Below are 18,291 nucleotides of genomic sequence, written 5' to 3' on the forward strand. Positions count from 1 at the left end.
AAAGTACATTAATCTATGGATTTTATCGATAAATTAATATACTTTCCTTTTATATAACAGATAGTTAATAGGTAATTTTTCGATTTCGTTTATTTAAGTAATAATGCCACAACAAATAGGTTGCGTAAGAGCGATAAGGACTCCATTGTTCAGCATGAATTTCCATTTCGTTTTTGTCGTGAATATCTAATAATTCTTTGATTGTATTGACCACTGCAATATCACCAAGCGGAATCAAATCCGGCTCCTGAAGACAAAACATTAAATAAATATCAATAGTCCAATTTCCAATTCCTTTTAATTTTATGAGTTCTTCCCGAACTTGTTTTGCAGATTTTACAGCTAAACTTTCTATATCTATCTCTTTATTCAAAACGGCTTCCGAAAGTATTTTGATATATTTTGTTTTTTGTCGACTTACACCTAATGCACGAAATTCTTCATCAGATAAAGCAAACATGTTTTCAGGATTGCAAGTTGTGTACGCTTTGATTTTTAAAAATGTGGCTTTCGCCGAATCTATAGAAACTTGTTGTTCAAGTATCAGCAATACCAAAGTTTCAAAACCCTGAGGACGTTTCGGAATTGGCGGCAAACCATATTTCTCAATAATTTCCTGAAATATTGGATTTTTAGTTGATAGAAAATCTATTGCTTCTTGCATTTCTTTACTCTTAAGTCTAATTCAAAATTAAATAAAAAAGAATCTCGCAAAGACGCAGAGACGCAAAGAATTTAAAACTTAGCGACTTGGCGTCTTTGCGAGATTATTAAATTGTAAGCTTTCGCTTTATATCTAGAAATAAAATCCGAAAGATCCTTTTACTGCAAATTTATTAGCATCCGGAGCATTTAAATAACTGCCTCTCCAGGAGAAATCGATTCTGAAAACTTTGAAGATATTTCCGATTCCGGCATTATATTCCCAGTATACATTTTCTGGCGCATTATAAGGCTGATCTGAAGCATTAATGGCTCTATTTGCATCTGATATAGTTCCGTAAACTCCTTTTACACCTACAAATTCTCTCCAATTCAGTTTTCTCATAAATGGAATTCTGGCAAACAGCCTTCCTCCAAAATCATGATTCCATTGCAAAGTTGTATATTGATCTGTTATGAATTCGTAGAAATTCAGGTTACTAAACGTATTTTCAATTGTGAAATAAGTCTGGTTACCCGGAATTACACTCATTAATCCTAACGGAATTGTACCAAAAGTTTTTCCGGTTTCCAAAATAATATTTGATCTTCCCAGAGCACCAATAATGATAGGTTGTTTGTAATAAATCTGTATTTTTTCATAAGCAAAGTCACTATTGAAAACTCCTTTTAAACCATAACTAAAATTCACAAAGAAATGACTAAACGGACTATCAACAAGATCACGTTCTACTCCAAAACCAATAGTTTTTCGATTTGGCATAAACTCAAACTGAATATTAGCTTCCGATTGTGTTACTGCACTTGCAACAACTCCCGCAGGATTAGAAGCGCTTGGTAAAGTAGTATAATAATCCAGACTAAAAGTAGGCGACGCCGATTCTAAAGTTCTATAGGAAAGACCCGCCTGAACAACAAAATTCTTCATGGGTTCCATTTCAAATGAAATGTTACTCAAATTAATGTTCGTTAATTTTCCATTACTTCCTGTTGTAAACAACGCAGAAGAAGCAAAACTTCGTCCGAGAATATCATTAGTTGTCGTTAAACTTGCTCCAATTTGCTCGATGTCGCGCCTGTTTCCTCCAGAAATAATGAATCGTTTTTTCTTATCAAGCATCCATTTTCCGGAAACACCATATTTAAATTTACTATCATCAAAACCATAGGCCGTATAAGCTTGTACACGCCACGAATCATTTGGTCCAAAATACGTTCTTCCTCCTACGCGAACTCTTAAACCTTCGACTTCGTTGTAGCCAAATGTGGAGAAAATAGGACCGTAATCAAAGTTTTTGAACTCTATATACCCACTTCCTAAAATGGATACTAAGTTATATATTTGCTTGAATCGCTTGACGGTCTGCAAAGTATCGAGCATTTTATAAATACCCAACTCATCTTTATTTAATTTCTCAAAACGATTCTCGTCCCAAAATTCATCAGGCCGGTCATAAACCGCGTTGTCTATATAATTAACTTCTTCTTTGTAAAACTTCTCAGGCTTCTGAATATTGAATTTATGATTTCGATATAAAGTCGTTCGTTTTCCGTAGACTCCTTTTGATTTTTCCTTTTTATTCAAGGCAAAATCAGACATCATATAATCACGGGTCAAAAGGAAAACAGAATCATTTTCTACATCAAATTCCTGTTCGATATAAATATCTTTAACCCAGTTAATATTGGCGCTTTTAGTAACACCCATATTAATTTTCTTGATTGCAAAAGTGGTATCGTTTACCCAAAAATCTCCTTTAAAAGTCAACTCATTTTTACGTCTTGGATAAAAAACAATATTATAACACCATTTTTTATCGATATAAGCACTGTCTTTTAAGACATAGTTATAAACGTCAATACCCGTTTTTGAAAGCGGACTTGTAAAACTCTTATCAAAAAAGGTAAGGTGATTATCGTAAATATTATATTCAGAATAAAGATCTTTTACAAAAGATAAAATCTGTTGATTTCCATTGAAACCAGAAGTTTTACTTCCTTTAATATTCTCTTTTACTTTCTTTAATTTATTGTCGCCGTAAACGTCATAAACTGATTCATTGATAAAGATTGGCAGATAGGTTTTTCCGGTAACATCAGAAGTATCCACATGATCAAACACAAACTCCATCCCTTTGAAGAGTTTATTCTTCATAAAAGCACTATCGATCGTGTTCATATCAAACTCGACTTTTTCGTACTTCTGCATTTCATACTGATTGAATTGGTACAAACCGTTTTTACGCTTTCTTTCCCAAATTTTCCTCAAAATATCTAATGCCGGATTATTTTTTTTAGATGTTTTTCCAGTAAAAATTACAACTTCGTTTAAGGCTTCGGCTTCGCCTAAAACTATTTTAAAATTATAATTAACAGCTTTTTCCAACGGAATTTCCTTATCTGAAAATCCTGCAGATGTAACTAATAAAGCGGTATACGTTTTTGGTGATTCCAAATAAAAACGACCATCTTCATTGGAAACTATTCCGGTGTTTGAACCTTTAAAAACAATATTTGCAAACGGAATAGGCTGATTCAGTTTATCCAAAACAATTCCGCTCACTTTAGTTTGTGCAGTAGCTATATTCGCAAATGCAAATACAAAAAACAGGCTGAGTAAAATTATTTTCTTTATCATCTGGCAAAAAAAAACTTCATCAATTAATATGACTGATGAAGTTTTATAAGTATTGTTTATTTGATTATTTGTACATTACTTTCTTTACTGCTTTTACTACATCAGCTGCATTTGGCAACCAGTCTTTTAGTAAAACAGGAGAGTAAGGCGCAGGAGTATCTGCAGTTGTAATACGTTGAATTGGCGCATCAAGAAAATCAAAAGCTTGTTCCTGAACAATATAAGTGATTTCAGAAGAAATACTTGCAAATGGCCACGCTTCTTCTAAAATTACTAAACGATTTGTTTTTTTAACTGATTTTAAGATCGCTTCGTTATCCATTGGACGAACTGTTCTTAAATCGATAATCTCACATGAAATTCCTTCTTTAGCTAATTCATCAGCAGCAATAAAAGCTTCTTTGATGATTTTTCCAAAAGAAACGATAGTAACATCTGTTCCTTCACGTTTGATATCAGCAACTCCTAATGGAATTGTATATTCCCCGTCTGGCACTTCTCCCTTGTCGCCATACATTTGCTCAGATTCCATAAAAATTACAGGATCATTGTCGCGAATAGCAGATTTTAAAAGTCCTTTTGCATCATAAGGAGTTGAAGGCACAATTACTTTAAGTCCTGGAGTGTTTGCAAACCAGTTTTCTAAAGCCTGAGAGTGAGTAGCTCCTAATTGACCTGCCGAAGCAGTTGGTCCACGAAAAACGATAGGCACATTAAATTGTCCTCCTGTCATTTGACGCATTTTAGCAGCGTTATTTATAATTTGATCAATACCTACTAAACAGAAGTTGAAAGTCATGTACTCAACAATAGGACGACAGCCGTTCATAGCTGATCCTACTGCAATTCCTGTAAAACCAAGCTCAGCAATTGGAGTATCAATTACTCTTTTTTCGCCAAACTCAGCAAGCATTCCTTTTGAAGCTTTGTATGCTCCGTTATATTCTGCAACTTCTTCGCCCATTAAATATATGGATTCATCGTGACGCATTTCTTCGCTCATCGCTTCGCAAATGGCCTCTCTAAATTGTATTGTTCTCATATTTATATTGTATGTTGAATTTTCTGAAGAGCAAAAATAAATATTTTAAATAACTTAAAAGCATAAATTGAATTTAAAATCACACGAACTTCCGCCTCTTCACTGCTTTTAACTTTTAAAATTTTATTGTGATATTTACGAAATCGATATAATTATGATTATTCCGCACATAAAAACATTTTTCAGACAAACTCTGGCTTATTTGTTTAATTCTGATTTCAGCAAATTCCATCGTATTAACGAAACAAATCAAAAAGTAGTATAAATTGCCTGTAAGTTTAACAGTTGTTCAATGAAACGCTATTGCAAAATTCCTAAGAATCAGGCTAAATAACTGAATTTTCAATTTCGTATTCCAACAAAAGCACTTTCAAATTCCATAATCTTCGAAAACGTAATAGTTTTTAAAAAATATTATGCATGCATAGTATATTATTCCGATTTTAATTTCTAAATTTGTCAAACCATATTATAAATATCAAAATATATACTTATGAAAATATTAGTTTGCATCAGCCATGTGCCTGATACTACTTCAAAAATTAACTTCTCCAATGGTGATTCAGAATTCGATACCAACGGTGTACAATATGTAATTAATCCTAATGACGAGTTTGGTTTAACACGTGCAATTTGGTTTCAGGAACAACAAGGAGCAACTGTAACTGTTGTGAATGTTGGAGGTCCAGATACAGAGCCAACTTTGCGTAAAGCATTAGCAATTGGTGCAAACGAAGCTATTCGTGTAAATGCTAATCCAACGGATGGTTTTTTTGTTGCAAAACAATTAGCAGAAGTAATTAAAAACGGAGGTTACGATCTTGTAATTGCAGGAAAAGAATCTTTAGATTATAATGGTGGAATGGTTCCCGGAATGATTGCAGGAATTTTAGGTTCTAACTTCTTGAACTCCTGTACAAGCGTAACTGTTGATGGAAGCAATGTAAAAGCAGTTCGTGAAATTGACGGTGGAAAAGAAACTGTAAGCACTACTCTGCCTTTAATTATTGGTGGACAAAAAGGTCTTGTTGAAGAAAAAGATTTACGTATTCCAAACATGAGAGGAATTATGACAGCAAGAACAAAGGCCTTGACTATTCTTGAGCCAGTTGATGCTCCTGTAAATACAAAAGCAGTGAAATTTGAAAAACCAGCTCCTAAATCAGCAGTGAAATTAGTTTCTCCTGATAATTTAGATGAGTTAGTTAATTTATTACACAACGAAGCGAAAGTAATCTAGTAATCAGTTTTCAGTCCCAGTTTTCAGTTGCAAAACATGAAACCTGAAACTTTAAACTTCAAAACAAAAAATTATGTCAATATTAATATATGCAGAATCTGCAGAAGGAAAATTTAAAAAAGTTGCTTTTGAATTAGCTTCTTACGCTAAAAAAGTAGCAGAATCGTTAGGAACAACCGTAACGGCTTTGACAGTTAACACAAGCGATGTAAGTGAGCTGTCAAAATACGGAGTTGATAAAGTTCTAAAAGTAAACAACGATAAATTAGCAGGTTTTACAGCTAAGGCTTACGCCGATGTGATCAAACAGGCTGCTGAAAAAGAAGGAACAAAATTAGTATTACTTTCTTCTACAACAGATAGTATCTATCTTTCATCATTAGTTGCAGTGGCGTTAAATGCAGGTTTTGCTTCAAATGTCGTTGGATTACCAGTTAGCACTTCTCCATTTCAGGTAAAAAGAAATGCTTTCTCAAACAAAGCTTTCAACATTACGGAAATCAGTACAGATGTAAAAGTTCTTGGTTTAGCTAAAAATTCTTACGGAATTTTTGAAAGTGCAGGATCTGCAACTGAAGAAGATTTCAACCCATCTATTGGAGACAATGATTTTGGAGTAAAAGTAGAATCTGTAGAAAAAGTAAGCGGAAAAGTTTCTATTGCTGATGCAGATGTAGTCGTCTCCGGAGGACGTGGATTAAAAGGTCCGGAAAACTGGGGGTTAATCGAAGATTTGGCAGCTGTATTAGGTGCTGCAACAGCATGTTCTAAACCAGTTTCTGATTTAGGATGGAGACCTCACAGCGAGCACGTTGGACAAACAGGAAAACCAGTTGCAACAAACTTATATATTGCAGTTGGAATTTCAGGAGCGATTCAGCACATTGCCGGTATCAACTCGTCGAAAGTAAAAGTAGTAATCAACAGTGATCCCGAAGCGCCTTTCTTTAAAGTTGCTGATTATGGAGTTGTTGGAGATGCATTTGAAATTGTACCAAAATTAATTGAGAAATTAAAAGCTTTTAAAGCACAACATTCTTAATTTAAAATTCTCTATAAAAATATAGCTGCCTAAAAACAAGATAATCGTATCTTTGTTTTAGGTAGCTTTTTTGTTCCATATTTTTTGATTAAAATTGCACCTTTATTTTTCAATCAAAAAAAGTATTAAAATGCGGCATTAATTGCCCTTTTTTACCCATATATATGAGTCTAGTAAAATTGTCCATAAAAGGAATTTCATACAGTCAAACTCAAAATGGCGCTTATGCCCTAATTTTGAATGAAGTTGATGGTGAAAGAAAATTACCAATTGTCATTGGTGCTTTTGAAGCCCAATCGATTGCTATTGCCTTAGAAAAAGAAATTAAACCTCCTCGCCCATTAACACACGATTTATTCAAAAACTTTGCTGAAAGATTTGATATTGTTGTAAAACAAGTAATCATTCACAAATTGGTTGATGGTGTTTTTTATTCAAGTTTGATCTGCGAAAGAGATAAAATAGAAGAAATTATTGACGCCAGAACTTCTGACGCGATTGCTTTAGCACTTCGATTTAATGCTCCGATTTTCACTTACAAAAACATTCTTGATAAAGCGGGAATTTATTTAAAATCTAATACTGCTGACACCGATTCTGGCGCTCAGGAAATTGACGATGTCCTTTCTAACCCGGAGACTTTTGGCCATGAAGAAGAAAGCAATCAATCTGGTGATGTTTATGCAAAACATACTTTACAGGAACTAAATGAGCTTTTAGATCAGGCCGTTTCTCAGGAAGATTATGAAAAAGCAGCAAAAATTAGAGACGAAATTTCGAAAAGATAATTTTAAGGCTGTAAGCCATAAGCTTTAGGCTATAAGCTAAAGCACAAAATATAAAAAACAAGCTATAAGCATTAGGAAAAAGCCTAAAGCTTAAAGCCTAAAGCTTAAAGCAATCATGAAGCAATACTTAGATTTAGTAAAACATGTTTTAGAAACCGGTTGCCAAAAAGGAGACCGAACAGGAACAGGAACGAAAAGTGTTTTTGGCTACCAAATGCGTTTTGATTTAAGTGAAGGTTTCCCAATGGTTACGACCAAAAAACTACATTTAAAATCTATCATTTACGAATTACTTTGGTTTTTAAAAGGCGATACCAATATCAAATATCTTCAGGAAAACGGAGTAAAAATATGGGATGCCTGGGCAGATTCAAATGGAGATTTAGGTCCCGTTTATGGGCATCAATGGCGCAATTGGAATAGCGAAGAAATTGATCAGATCTCTGAGTTGATTACAGAACTAAAAACAAATCCAAATAGCCGAAGAATGTTGGTTTCAGCCTGGAACCCGTCTGTTTTACCGGATACAAAAAAATCATTTGAAGAAAACGTAGCCAATAATAAGGCAGCTTTACCTCCTTGTCATGCCTTTTTTCAGTTTTATGTTTCAAGTCCCGATGTTGAAAAAGGCGAGACAAAGGGCAAACTTTCTTGTCAATTGTATCAACGGAGTGCTGACATCTTTTTAGGTGTTCCTTTTAATATTGCTTCTTATGCACTGTTAACCATGATGATCGCCCAAGTTTGTGATTTAGATGCAGGCGAATTCATTCACACTTTTGGAGATGCACATATTTACAACAATCATATTGAGCAATTAGAGCTGCAATTAAGCCGTGACCCAAAACCATTACCAAAAATGATTTTAAATCCAGAGATCAAGAATATTTTTGATTTTGATTATAACGATTTTACACTTTTAGATTATGAACCACATGCTGGTATAAAAGGAAGTGTTGCTGTATAAATAAAAAAAATCCGCTCATACTAAGCGGATTTTTTATACAACTAAAACACTATTTTCACTTCCGGCAAAGTCATTCCATTTATAAGAATCAGCTTCAGGATCATTTACATACAATCCGTCAATTACATATTTAAACTCATAAATTGCATCTTTTACTAGGTCATAAGTTGCTTTAAAAGTTCCGTTCTTTAACTTGCTCAAAGTTCCTTCTTCCGGATTCCAATTGTTAAAATCTCCAACTACAGCAGCTGAATTTGCATCTTTAGCCTCCACAGAAAATGTAACTTTACACACTGGTTTTGTTTTGATAAATTGTTTCTTTAAAGACATAACTATTTAGTTTTTAGATTTATACATCTAAATTACAGAAATTCAACCTAACATTCAATAGCCCCCTTACCGATTTATGATTATAGCAAAAACAGCTTGTTTTTTTAACCTTATCAATAATTTAAAGCACCTATAATTTCGTGTTTCTCATTTACCATTCTGTTGAATACAAATATTCTACGATCAAAAATACCATGATTTCAAAATAAATTTTAACTTTATAACCTCATTAATTCATTAATTGTCTTATGGAAAAGGAAGTGCACGAACAATATGAATATGCCCGTAGAAGACTTAGACAGAAGAAAATCCTATATTTTCATTTTGTGCTTTTTCTTTTAGGCAGTTTATTTTTATTTATTGCGAACAGATTTTTTGGTTTTGGAGCTAACACGGATCAAAATTGGTGTATTTGGGGCATTACAATTTGGTTTTTTATCTTCATTTTACATTTTATAAAAGTCTACATCACAGATCGTTTCATGAACAAAAAATGGGAAAGAGAACAAATTGACAGGCTTGTTGCTTTGCAACAAAAAAGAATCAGTCAATTAGAGTCCAGAGTTAATGAGGATACCGATAATAAAATTTAGTTAGAATACCATGATTATAATGATAGCGGCTGTTGCAGAAAATAATGCTCTTGGAAAAAATAATGAGTTAGTGTGGCATTTGCCAAATGATTTCAAAAGATTCAAATCGCTTACAACAAATCATCATATTATTATGGGAAGAAAAACTTTTGAAAGCTTCCCAAAACCATTACCAAACAGAGTTCATGTTGTAATAACACGACAAAAAGATTACAATCCGGAAGGTTGTATTGTTGTTGACAGTATAGAAAAAGCGATTGCTGTTTGTCCTGAAAATGAAGATTCATACATCATTGGCGGAGGCGAAATTTACAATTTAGGAATGGAGCATGCAGATATATTAGAAATAACTAAAGTCCATCATAGCTTTGATGCTGATGCTTATTTTCCTGAAATTGACAAAACCGACTGGCAATTAGTTGAATCTGAAGAAAATTTCAAAGATGAAAAACATCTTTATGATTACACTTACGAAACTTACATTCGACGATAAATAAAAAAACATCCTCTTTTGAAGGATGTTTTTTAAAACGATTGATTTTTTTAGATCTGACTCTTTCAGGAATAGTTTTTGTAAAAATCACAAATGTCTAAAACATTTGAATTAACTGAATAACATTTAAAGTTATTTGAGAATAAATCTCAAAAAGAGCCTTTAATAACAAATACCACTAAGATATTAAAGGCAAGAAAATTAAAATTTCCAAAAACAAATTTAATCCTAAGAACGTATTTTGCACTTATAAAAAATAGTATTGCGGTCTAAAAACAACACTTTCAAAACTACTACAAGAACAAATGAAATTACCAGTGCAAGAAAGTATTCATTTGATTTAAGTCATTTTATTCTATCAATCATTAAAATTTTCATCATTTTATCTTTAGCAAAATTGGCTATATATTCGGCATCTCACAATACCCACTTTTAGTGATTTTTTGAAAATACCTGCTTTTGGTGAGCACAAAATTAAAAACCAAATACCTTCTAAAAAGCTTATTTTAAAACATTTGATTTACAAATTAAAAAACGCAATTACAGTTAACACAGATTGTATTATATTTGCGTAAATAAAAAAAATGTCTGAAAAAATAACCCCATATAAAGACTCTTCTTTAGGTAAAAAAGAACAGGTTGCCCAAATGTTTGATAACATCTCTGGGAATTACGACAATTTGAATCGCGTAATTTCATTTGGAATCGACATTAAATGGCGAAAAAAAGTATTAAAAATCGTATCGGACACTAATCCGAAAATCATTCTTGATATTGCAACAGGAACTGGTGATTTAGCTATTTTAATGGCTCAGACAAAGGCTGAAAAAATCATTGGTTTGGATATTTCGGCAGGAATGCTTGAAGTTGGTAAAAAGAAAGTTGAAGATAAAAACCTTTCTAATATTATAGATTTAGTTTTAGGTGATTCTGAAAATATTCCTTTTGAAGACAATTACTTTGATGCCATTACCGTTGGTTTTGGAGTACGAAATTTTGAAAACCTGGAAAAAGGTTTTTCTGAAATCTTAAGAGTTTTAAAACCAGGCGGTGTATTTGTTATTTTAGAAACTTCAGTTCCGGATAAAACTCCATATAAACAAGGTTATAGATTTTACAGCAAAAATATACTTCCAATAATCGGAAAATTATTTTCAAAAGATAATTCGGCTTATGGCTATTTATCAGAATCTGCAGCCGTTTTTCCTTACGGAGAAGCCTTAAACAATATTTTGAGAAAAATTGGGTTTATAGATGTTGTGGCAATGCCTCAAACTTTTGGAGTTGCAACCATTTATTCTGCTTCTAAAAAATAGTATGAAAAAAACAGTAATCTTACTTTTATTAGTCTTATCGACAAAAGGATATTCGCAATTTGCTAAAAGTATGTTTAGCAAAGACCCTATAATCAATCTTGAAAACTGGCAAAAACAACGCCTGTATTTTGGTTATTATTTAGGTTTTAATAGTTTTGATTTTAAATTTGACTACAAAAATCCCGGTCCTGATATTCAGGTAAAAAAGACTACTGGTTTTAATGTCGGCGTTGTTGCCGATTTAAGATTGCAGGAATACATTAATTTACGTTTTGAACCAGGTTTGTATTATACAAAACGTGATTTGTATTTTCCTAATATGGCTTCTGAACAAGATTACTTAAGAGAAGTAAACAGTACCTATATTCATTTTCCTTTGTTATTGAAATTCTCAGCCTTAAGAACGGGAAACATTCGTCCTTATTTAGTAGGCGGAATGTCAACTACACTAAATTTATCTAGTAATTCAAAATCGCAAGATGACAATTTCGAGGCTAAATTTAGAGTAAAACCCTGGACTGCAGCTTATGAGATAGGTTTTGGGATTGATATCTTCTCGGAATATTTTATTTTCTCTCCTTCGATCAGAGGTATGTTTGGAATCACTGATGAATTAATTCGTGATAACCCTGCAAAAGGACCAAGTCCATGGACGGATAATATCGACTCTATGAAATCGCGGGCAATTTTAATAAATTTCACTTTTCATTAAAACAAATTCTTAACTATTTCGTTTAAATTCACTAAGAATAATTGCTGTTGCGGTAGCTACATTTAAACTTTCCGTTTTTTGTAGTTCTCCAAACCTTGGAATTGAGATTCTGCTGGTTATTATTTTTTCAATTTCTGCTGAAATACCATTAGCTTCATTACCCATAATAATGATTCCATTTTGAGGCAAACTTGATTGATATATGTTAGCACCGTCCATAAAAGTTCCAAAAACCGGTAATTTTGTTTGTGTGATAAAAGTTTTTAAATCAATATAGTTGACATTTACTCTGGCAATAGAACCCATTGTGGCCTGGACTACCTTTGGATTATAAATATCTACTGTTTCTTTAGAGCAAATGATTTGTTTGATACCAAACCAGTCACAAAGACGTAAAATTGTTCCCAAATTTCCGGGATCTCTAATATCGTCTAGCGCAATGATTAATCCAGAGTCGATTATTTTATTTTCGGCAGGGATTTTGAATACAGCTAAACAAGAATTTGGAGTTGCCAAAGCACTTATTTTTTTAAGTTCCTGCTCATTAACAAGAGTACGCTTTGAAGACTGAACAGTCTCAAAATCATTTAAAGTCGTGTATAAATGCTCTAATTCAAAATTGGATTGCAACAATTCCTGAATTACTTTTACTCCTTCGGCAAAAAATAATTGATTTGCAAAACGTTGCTTTTTTTGATGCAAACCTGTTATAAGTTTTATTTGGTTTTTACTAACCATAAAATAATGTACTTTTGAATTAAATATTTTAGAACACTTGAAAAATAATTCCACAAAAATAATAGCATTTATTCTAATAGCAATATTTATTTGCGCTTGTGATGCTGTAAAAAGAGTTCCTGATGGAAAAAAACTTCTTGTAAAAAATAATATTCTTGTTAATGGAAAGAATACCAATGATGAAACTGCATCAAATCAGATGTATCAAAAACCAAATGGTACTCTGTTAGGGTATAAATTGCGTTTAAATTTGTACAATTTAGCTAATTTAAATCCAGATTCTACTTATCAGGCAAAATTTAAAAATAATCCGGGCCTGTACGAACGTCAGGCAAAATTTTTATCTGCAAAACAAGTTGACCGACTTGGACAATCATTTTTGTACAAAGGTTTACACGAATTCTTAAAAAACACTGGTGAACCGCCAGTTATTATTGATACTACAAAAACAAAAAAATCTTTATTACGTTTAAAATTCTATTATTTCAATAATGGTTATTTTAATGTGAAAACTGATTACACAATTGATAGCATAGCACCAAAAAAAGCAAGAATAAATTACAATATTCTTACTGGTCCGGGCTATACTTTAGACTCTATCAGAACAACTATTTTAACTCCGGCTTTAGATTCCTTATATAAAACAAATCCGGAACCTTCAGTTTTAAAATCCGGAAAGCAATATAAAACTTCAGATTTTGAAGAAGAGAAAAATCGTATAACCACTTATTTCAGAAATCATGGTGCTTATTTCTTCCAGCCAACTTATATTACTTTTGATATAGATACAATTGGCAAAAAAAATAAGGCAGACATTAATTTAAAAATTAACAATAATAATATTCAGGAAAGAGATTCAAGCAGAACTGAACCATTTAAATTGTACAAAATAAGTGACGTCAATATTTATACTGATTATTCAGCGGCTAATGCAAAAAACAAAATAAACGATAGTACAACTTACAAAAACTTTAATTTGTACAGTTACAAAAAGTTAAAATATAAGCCACGCGCGATTACTGATGCTATTTTTATTAATAAAGGAAGTACCTACTCTGATACAAGAACAACACTTTCCTCTCGTTATTTAAACAACCTGAAGATTTTTAATTATCCTTCGATACAATATGAAGTCGATAAACGAGATTCAACAGCTCAGTCATTAATAGCGAATGTTTATCTGACACCAAGGAAAAAATATAGTTTCGGTGCCACCTTTGATGTTACACACTCCAACATTCAGGATTTTGGAATTGGAGCCAGTGTTTCAGAGACAATCAGAAACGTCTTTAACAGAGCTGAAACATTAGAAATTTCGGCACGTGTAAATGTTGGTTCATCAAAAGACATGGCTAATCCGAATGATAATTTTTTTAATGTTTCGGAATACGGAATTGACACAAAACTTAATTTCCCAAGGATCTTAATGCCTTTTGGAACTGAAAAAATTATTCCAAAAAGGATGATTCCTTCGACCACTATTGCTGCAGGTTTCTCAAAACAGCGAAATATTGGTTTGGATAAAGAAAATTTTACCGGTGGATTATCTTACAACTGGTCCCCAAAACGTCTTAATACTGCTAAGCTTGAAGTATTGAATGCACAATTCGTGCGTAACTTAAATCCGGATAATTACTTTAATGTTTATACTTCTTCTTATGATGAACTAAATAACATTGGTAAAGACTACAATATTAACCCTCTCAACTGGGGAGATGTACCAGAAGAACAAGATAAAAAAAATCTAACTATTCCGAAGGGAACTACTGGCTTTACTAATGATGTGCTGACAGAACAGACACTCTTAACACCAGCGGATGAGCAATATCAAGACGTAAAGAGTATAGAAGAACGAAGAGTTCGTTTAACTGAAAATGACTTCATTTTGGCTTCAAGCTATACGTTTACTAAAACAACAAAAAAAGATCTTGCTGACAATACTTTTTATCAGTTTAAGGCTAAAATAGAATCGGCTGGAACTTTATTATCTGCTGTTTCTAATATAGCAAATCTTCAAAAAAATATAAATGGCAATTATGAAATATTCAACTTAGAATATTCAGAATATCTTAAAACAGAGTTCGATTATATCAAACACTGGGATTTCGGAAAAGAGAAAGTTTTAGCCGTTCGAAGCTTTTTCGGAATTGCGATTCCTTTTGGCAATTCAGATTATATTCCGTTTTCACGAAGTTATTATTCCGGAGGTTCAAATGATAATCGTGCGTGGCAACCTTACTCATTAGGTCCGGGAAGTACAGATGCTTTGGATGATTTTAACGAGGCAAATATGAAAATTGCGCTGAGTGCCGAATTCCGATTCAAGGTTTTCGGAGATGTTAAGGGAGCTATCTTTGCAGATGCCGGAAATATCTGGAATGTGCTCGATAATGTCACCGACGAGAAGGCAAAATTCTCCAACGTAAACGATTTAGCTGAAATTGCTTTAGGTACAGGATTCGGATTACGATACGATTTAAGCTTTTTTGTAATTCGATTAGATTTAGGCTTCAAGACTTATAATCCGGCACATGAGAAGGGAGACCGCTGGTTCAAAGAGTACAATTTTGGGCACTCCGTTTTAAATTTTGGAATAAATTATCCTTTCTAATGCTAATTAATTCTTATTTTTGCAACCTAAAAACCTAAAAACAACTAAAAAAAATTACAATGGCACACAATATTAAACCAGGAGTAGCTACAGGAGATCAGGTACAAGAGATTTTTAATTATGCGAAAGAAAAAGGATTTGCACTTCCAGCAGTAAATGTTACGGGGTCAAGCACAATTAATGGAGTTCTTGAAACTGCAGCGAAACTTAATGCGCCAGTTATCATTCAATTTTCAAACGGAGGAGCACAATTTAACGCAGGAAAAGGATTGTCTAACGCAGGTGAGAAATCAGCAATTGCTGGTGGAATTGCAGGAGCAAAACATATTCACGCATTGGCAGAAGCTTACGGAGCAACTGTAATTTTACACACTGACCACTGTGCAAAAAAATTATTACCTTGGATTGATGGCTTGTTAGATGCATCTGAAAAACATTTTGCAGAAACAGGAAAGCCACTATTCAGTTCACATATGATCGATTTGTCTGAGGAGCCAATCGAAGAAAATATTGAGATCTGTAAAGAGTATTTAGCAAGAATGAGTAAAATGGGTATGACATTAGAAATCGAGCTAGGTATTACAGGTGGTGAAGAAGATGGTGTTGACAACTCTGATGTTGACAGTTCAAAATTATACACACAACCAGAAGAAGTAGCTTATGCTTACGAAGAATTATCTAAAGTAAGTCCTAAATTTACGATTGCAGCTGCTTTTGGAAACGTTCACGGGGTTTACAAACCAGGAAACGTAAAATTAACTCCAAAAATCTTAAAAAATTCTCAGGATTTCGTTCAAAACAAATTCAACACTGGACATAACCCGGTAGATTTTGTTTTCCATGGAGGTTCAGGTTCTACGCTTGAAGAAATCAGAGAAGGAATTAGCTACGGAGTTATCAAAATGAACATTGATACAGATTTACAATTTGCATATACTGAAGGAATTCGTGATTATATGGTTAAGAACATTGACTATTTGAAATCTCAAATTGGTAACCCGGAAGGTGCTGATGTTCCTAACAAAAAATATTATGACCCAAGAAGATGGGTTCGTGAAAGCGAAGTGACATTCAATGCAAGACTTGAACAAGCTTTTGCAGACTTGAATAACGTGAATACACTATAAGTAAAAGTTTAAAGTTTCAGGTTTCAAGTTATGCAACTTGAAACCTGAAACAACAAAATTAATAAATATGGCTTGGTTTAAAAGACAGGAAAAAGGGATTACGACCGCTACAGAAGATAAGATGGACGTTCCGAAAGGATTGTGGTACAAATCTCCTACCGGAAAAATTATTGATGCTGACGAATTAGCCAGAAACTTGTTTGTTAGCCCTGAAGATGATTTTCACGTTCGAATTGGAAGCGCAACCTATTTTGAAATTTTATTCGACAACAACGAATTTGTTGAGTTAGATAAAAACATGACATCAAAAGATCCTCTGCATTTTGTGGATACAAAAAAATATGCAGAAAGATTAAAAGATGTGATGGAAAAAACACACCTTAAGGACGCTGTACGTACGGGAGTAGGAAAATCTAAAGGAAGAGAACTTGTAATTTGCTGTATGGATTTTGCCTTTATCGGAGGATCTATGGGAGCTGTTGTAGGAGAAAAAATTGCCAGAGGTATTGATCACGCGATTAAAAACAAATTGCCTTTTGTAATGATTTCTAAATCTGGTGGAGCTCGTATGATGGAGGCTGCTTATTCGTTAATGCAATTAGCAAAAACATCAGTAAAATTGGCTCAATTGGCAGAAGCAAAATTACCTTACATTTCACTTTGTACAGATCCAACAACCGGAGGAACAACTGCATCTTATGCTATGTTAGGAGATATTAATATTTCTGAGCCAGGTGCTTTGATTGGTTTTGCCGGACCTCGTGTTGTTCGTGACACAACTGGTAAAGATTTACCAGAAGGTTTCCAGACTGCTGAATTTCTTTTAGAGCATGGTTTCTTAGACTTTATCACGCCTAGAAAAGAATTGAAAGACAAGATCAACTTGTATATCGATTTGATTCAAAATAATACAATTAGATAGTTTTAAAACTTCTAAAAACACAAAATCCCAAGGAAAAATATTCTTGGGATTTTTTTATGTTTTCTCTTGTCCAAAAATAGCAACTATAAATTGTGCATTAATTTTTTGGCCTGCCCTTTTTCAATTCTTTTTCTGCTATTTTAAAAGATAGCTTCTCACGCCATATAGCATAACGTTCTCTAAAAACTATTTTTATGGCACTATCAACTGCGCCATGCATGAACAAACTCCAAACACTGGCCATTTTTCGGGTTATCGATTGATCCCATGCACGAAGACTTAGTGAAAAAGAACCGTCTATGTAGCGCATCCAATGCCACATCCCGGTTGGCATAAATAAAGTATCTCCGTGTTCCAGAAAAACTTCATATCCTTCTACGCCTCTCAGAGCGGGAAATTTTTCAAAATCAGGATTGGAAACGTCATAATCTTCTAAAGCGTAAGTAGTATTTGGAACACAATAAAGTCTTTTCTTCCATTTGTAGTCAAACAATATAATATGTTTTCTTCCCCCAAAATGCGTATGAAAAAGATGTGGCAAATCGATGTCATAATGTAAAAAGGTGAAGGCACTTGAGCCTCCAAAAAACATGGCAGGCATACTTTCTATAAAACCACCCATTAATTCTTTGGGAACTTTCACGTCATTAATTAATTCTGGTCTGTGTTTGAAAAGATTGAAGAAAAAAATACGCAATTGTGTTGGCTCCCTTTTTATTAAATCCAGGTAATCACCAAATTTCATACTGGCAATAGAAGCATTGATTATTTTTGTAGGATCTGCTTTGGAATTGTCAACTAGTTTCACCTCAATATCTCCTGCAATTTGCTTAAAATAATCCGTTGACCACTTGTCTCTTGCAGGCCAGTCTTTTGTTAATCCTTTTATAATTAAAGGTTTTCTCTTATCTAAATAGTTCTTTTTAAAATCTTCTCTAGAAATAGACTCAACGGTATCGACGGGTTTCAAGTTAAAGCTCATTTATTTATTGATTTAAATTCCTTACTTACCAAAGTAAGTATCTAATTATCTATTCGTCTAAAAAAAATCACAATTAATAACACAAAA

General features: G+C 33.2%; 17 protein-coding genes. 11 read left to right on the top strand and 6 right to left on the bottom strand.

All coding sequences use genetic code 11. The features are described 5' to 3' along the window. Window positions 1–64: 64 nt before the first annotated feature. The 3 genes from AC6CH4_RS02735 to AC6CH4_RS02745 all read right to left on the bottom strand — a co-directional run bounded on the left by AC6CH4_RS02735 (window position 65) and on the right by AC6CH4_RS02745 (window position 4,343). Window positions 65–664, bottom strand: a complete 600-nt coding sequence (locus AC6CH4_RS02735) for a DNA-3-methyladenine glycosylase family protein (RefSeq protein WP_498099946.1) — start codon at window positions 662–664, stop codon at window positions 65–67. Between the two features lie 132 nt (window positions 665–796). Next, window positions 797–3,298: a DUF5686 family protein gene (locus tag AC6CH4_RS02740; protein WP_498100605.1), complete on the bottom strand. Its 2,502-nt coding sequence runs from the start codon at window positions 3,296–3,298 to the stop codon at window positions 797–799. A gap of 67 nt (window positions 3,299–3,365) precedes the next feature. Continuing rightward, a complete protein-coding gene (locus AC6CH4_RS02745; protein ID WP_007804867.1) occupies window positions 3,366–4,343 on the bottom strand; it encodes a pyruvate dehydrogenase complex E1 component subunit beta in 978 nt (325 codons plus the stop codon). A 493-nt stretch (window positions 4,344–4,836) separates the two neighbouring features. Between AC6CH4_RS02745 and AC6CH4_RS02750 the strand changes: the two genes are divergently transcribed. The 4 genes from AC6CH4_RS02750 to AC6CH4_RS02765 all read left to right on the top strand — a co-directional run bounded on the left by AC6CH4_RS02750 (window position 4,837) and on the right by AC6CH4_RS02765 (window position 8,380). Then, the gene (locus tag AC6CH4_RS02750; RefSeq protein WP_498099948.1) at window positions 4,837–5,583 is read left to right on the top strand and encodes an electron transfer flavoprotein subunit beta/FixA family protein; all 747 of its coding nucleotides are present in this window, start codon (window positions 4,837–4,839) and stop codon (window positions 5,581–5,583) included. Between the two features lie 73 nt (window positions 5,584–5,656). Next, window positions 5,657–6,625, top strand: coding sequence for an electron transfer flavoprotein subunit alpha/FixB family protein (locus AC6CH4_RS02755; protein ID WP_056190195.1), 969 nt, complete (start codon window positions 5,657–5,659; stop codon window positions 6,623–6,625). Window positions 6,626–6,789: 164 nt separating this feature from the next. Next, complete coding sequence (locus tag AC6CH4_RS02760) at window positions 6,790–7,413, top strand: bifunctional nuclease family protein (RefSeq protein ID WP_056190192.1); 624 nt, start codon at window positions 6,790–6,792, stop codon at window positions 7,411–7,413. Window positions 7,414–7,528: 115 nt separating this feature from the next. Further along, the gene (locus tag AC6CH4_RS02765; RefSeq protein ID WP_498099950.1) at window positions 7,529–8,380 is read left to right on the top strand and encodes a thymidylate synthase; all 852 of its coding nucleotides are present in this window, start codon (window positions 7,529–7,531) and stop codon (window positions 8,378–8,380) included. A gap of 33 nt (window positions 8,381–8,413) precedes the next feature. Here the strand turns inward: AC6CH4_RS02765 and AC6CH4_RS02770 are convergent, their stop codons facing one another. Then, entirely contained in the window at window positions 8,414–8,710 is a 297-nt protein-coding gene (locus AC6CH4_RS02770; RefSeq protein WP_056190188.1) for an isoamylase early set domain-containing protein, read from the bottom strand. Between the two features lie 248 nt (window positions 8,711–8,958). On the opposite strand from AC6CH4_RS02770, the gene AC6CH4_RS02775 reads away from it, so the two are divergent. From AC6CH4_RS02775 to porT, 4 genes are all read left to right on the top strand, one after another. Beyond that, window positions 8,959–9,303: a 2TM domain-containing protein gene (locus AC6CH4_RS02775; protein ID WP_056190186.1), complete on the top strand. Its 345-nt coding sequence runs from the start codon at window positions 8,959–8,961 to the stop codon at window positions 9,301–9,303. Window positions 9,304–9,313: 10 nt separating this feature from the next. Continuing rightward, the gene (locus AC6CH4_RS02780) at window positions 9,314–9,796 is read left to right on the top strand and encodes a dihydrofolate reductase (protein WP_056190185.1); all 483 of its coding nucleotides are present in this window, start codon (window positions 9,314–9,316) and stop codon (window positions 9,794–9,796) included. 584 nt (window positions 9,797–10,380) lie between these two features. After that, window positions 10,381–11,112: a bifunctional demethylmenaquinone methyltransferase/2-methoxy-6-polyprenyl-1,4-benzoquinol methylase UbiE gene (ubiE, locus tag AC6CH4_RS02785; RefSeq protein ID WP_192186157.1), complete on the top strand. Its 732-nt coding sequence runs from the start codon at window positions 10,381–10,383 to the stop codon at window positions 11,110–11,112. Window position 11,113: 1 nt separating this feature from the next. Continuing rightward, the gene (gene porT, locus AC6CH4_RS02790; protein WP_498099954.1) at window positions 11,114–11,824 is read left to right on the top strand and encodes a type IX secretion/gliding motility protein PorT/SprT; all 711 of its coding nucleotides are present in this window, start codon (window positions 11,114–11,116) and stop codon (window positions 11,822–11,824) included. 9 nt (window positions 11,825–11,833) lie between these two features. Here the strand turns inward: porT and AC6CH4_RS02795 are convergent, their stop codons facing one another. Then, on the bottom strand, window positions 11,834–12,562 hold the full coding sequence (locus AC6CH4_RS02795) for a TrmH family RNA methyltransferase (RefSeq protein ID WP_498099956.1): 729 nt from the start codon (window positions 12,560–12,562) through the stop codon (window positions 11,834–11,836). Window positions 12,563–12,599: 37 nt separating this feature from the next. On the opposite strand from AC6CH4_RS02795, the gene tamL reads away from it, so the two are divergent. From tamL to accD, 3 genes are all read left to right on the top strand, one after another. After that, a complete protein-coding gene (gene tamL / locus AC6CH4_RS02800) occupies window positions 12,600–15,173 on the top strand; it encodes a translocation and assembly module lipoprotein TamL (protein WP_498099958.1) in 2,574 nt (857 codons plus the stop codon). A 59-nt stretch (window positions 15,174–15,232) separates the two neighbouring features. Next, complete coding sequence (fbaA, locus tag AC6CH4_RS02805) at window positions 15,233–16,300, top strand: class II fructose-bisphosphate aldolase (RefSeq protein ID WP_056190175.1); 1,068 nt, start codon at window positions 15,233–15,235, stop codon at window positions 16,298–16,300. A 67-nt stretch (window positions 16,301–16,367) separates the two neighbouring features. After that, on the top strand, window positions 16,368–17,222 hold the full coding sequence (gene accD, locus AC6CH4_RS02810) for an acetyl-CoA carboxylase, carboxyltransferase subunit beta (protein ID WP_026983883.1): 855 nt from the start codon (window positions 16,368–16,370) through the stop codon (window positions 17,220–17,222). Between the two features lie 97 nt (window positions 17,223–17,319). Here accD and AC6CH4_RS02815 read toward each other — a convergent pair whose 3' ends face one another. Continuing rightward, window positions 17,320–18,204: a cupin-like domain-containing protein gene (locus AC6CH4_RS02815; RefSeq protein ID WP_498099960.1), complete on the bottom strand. Its 885-nt coding sequence runs from the start codon at window positions 18,202–18,204 to the stop codon at window positions 17,320–17,322. Window positions 18,205–18,291: the final 87 nt, after the last annotated feature.

The organism is Flavobacterium sp. GQ95 (genome assembly GCF_059758655.1).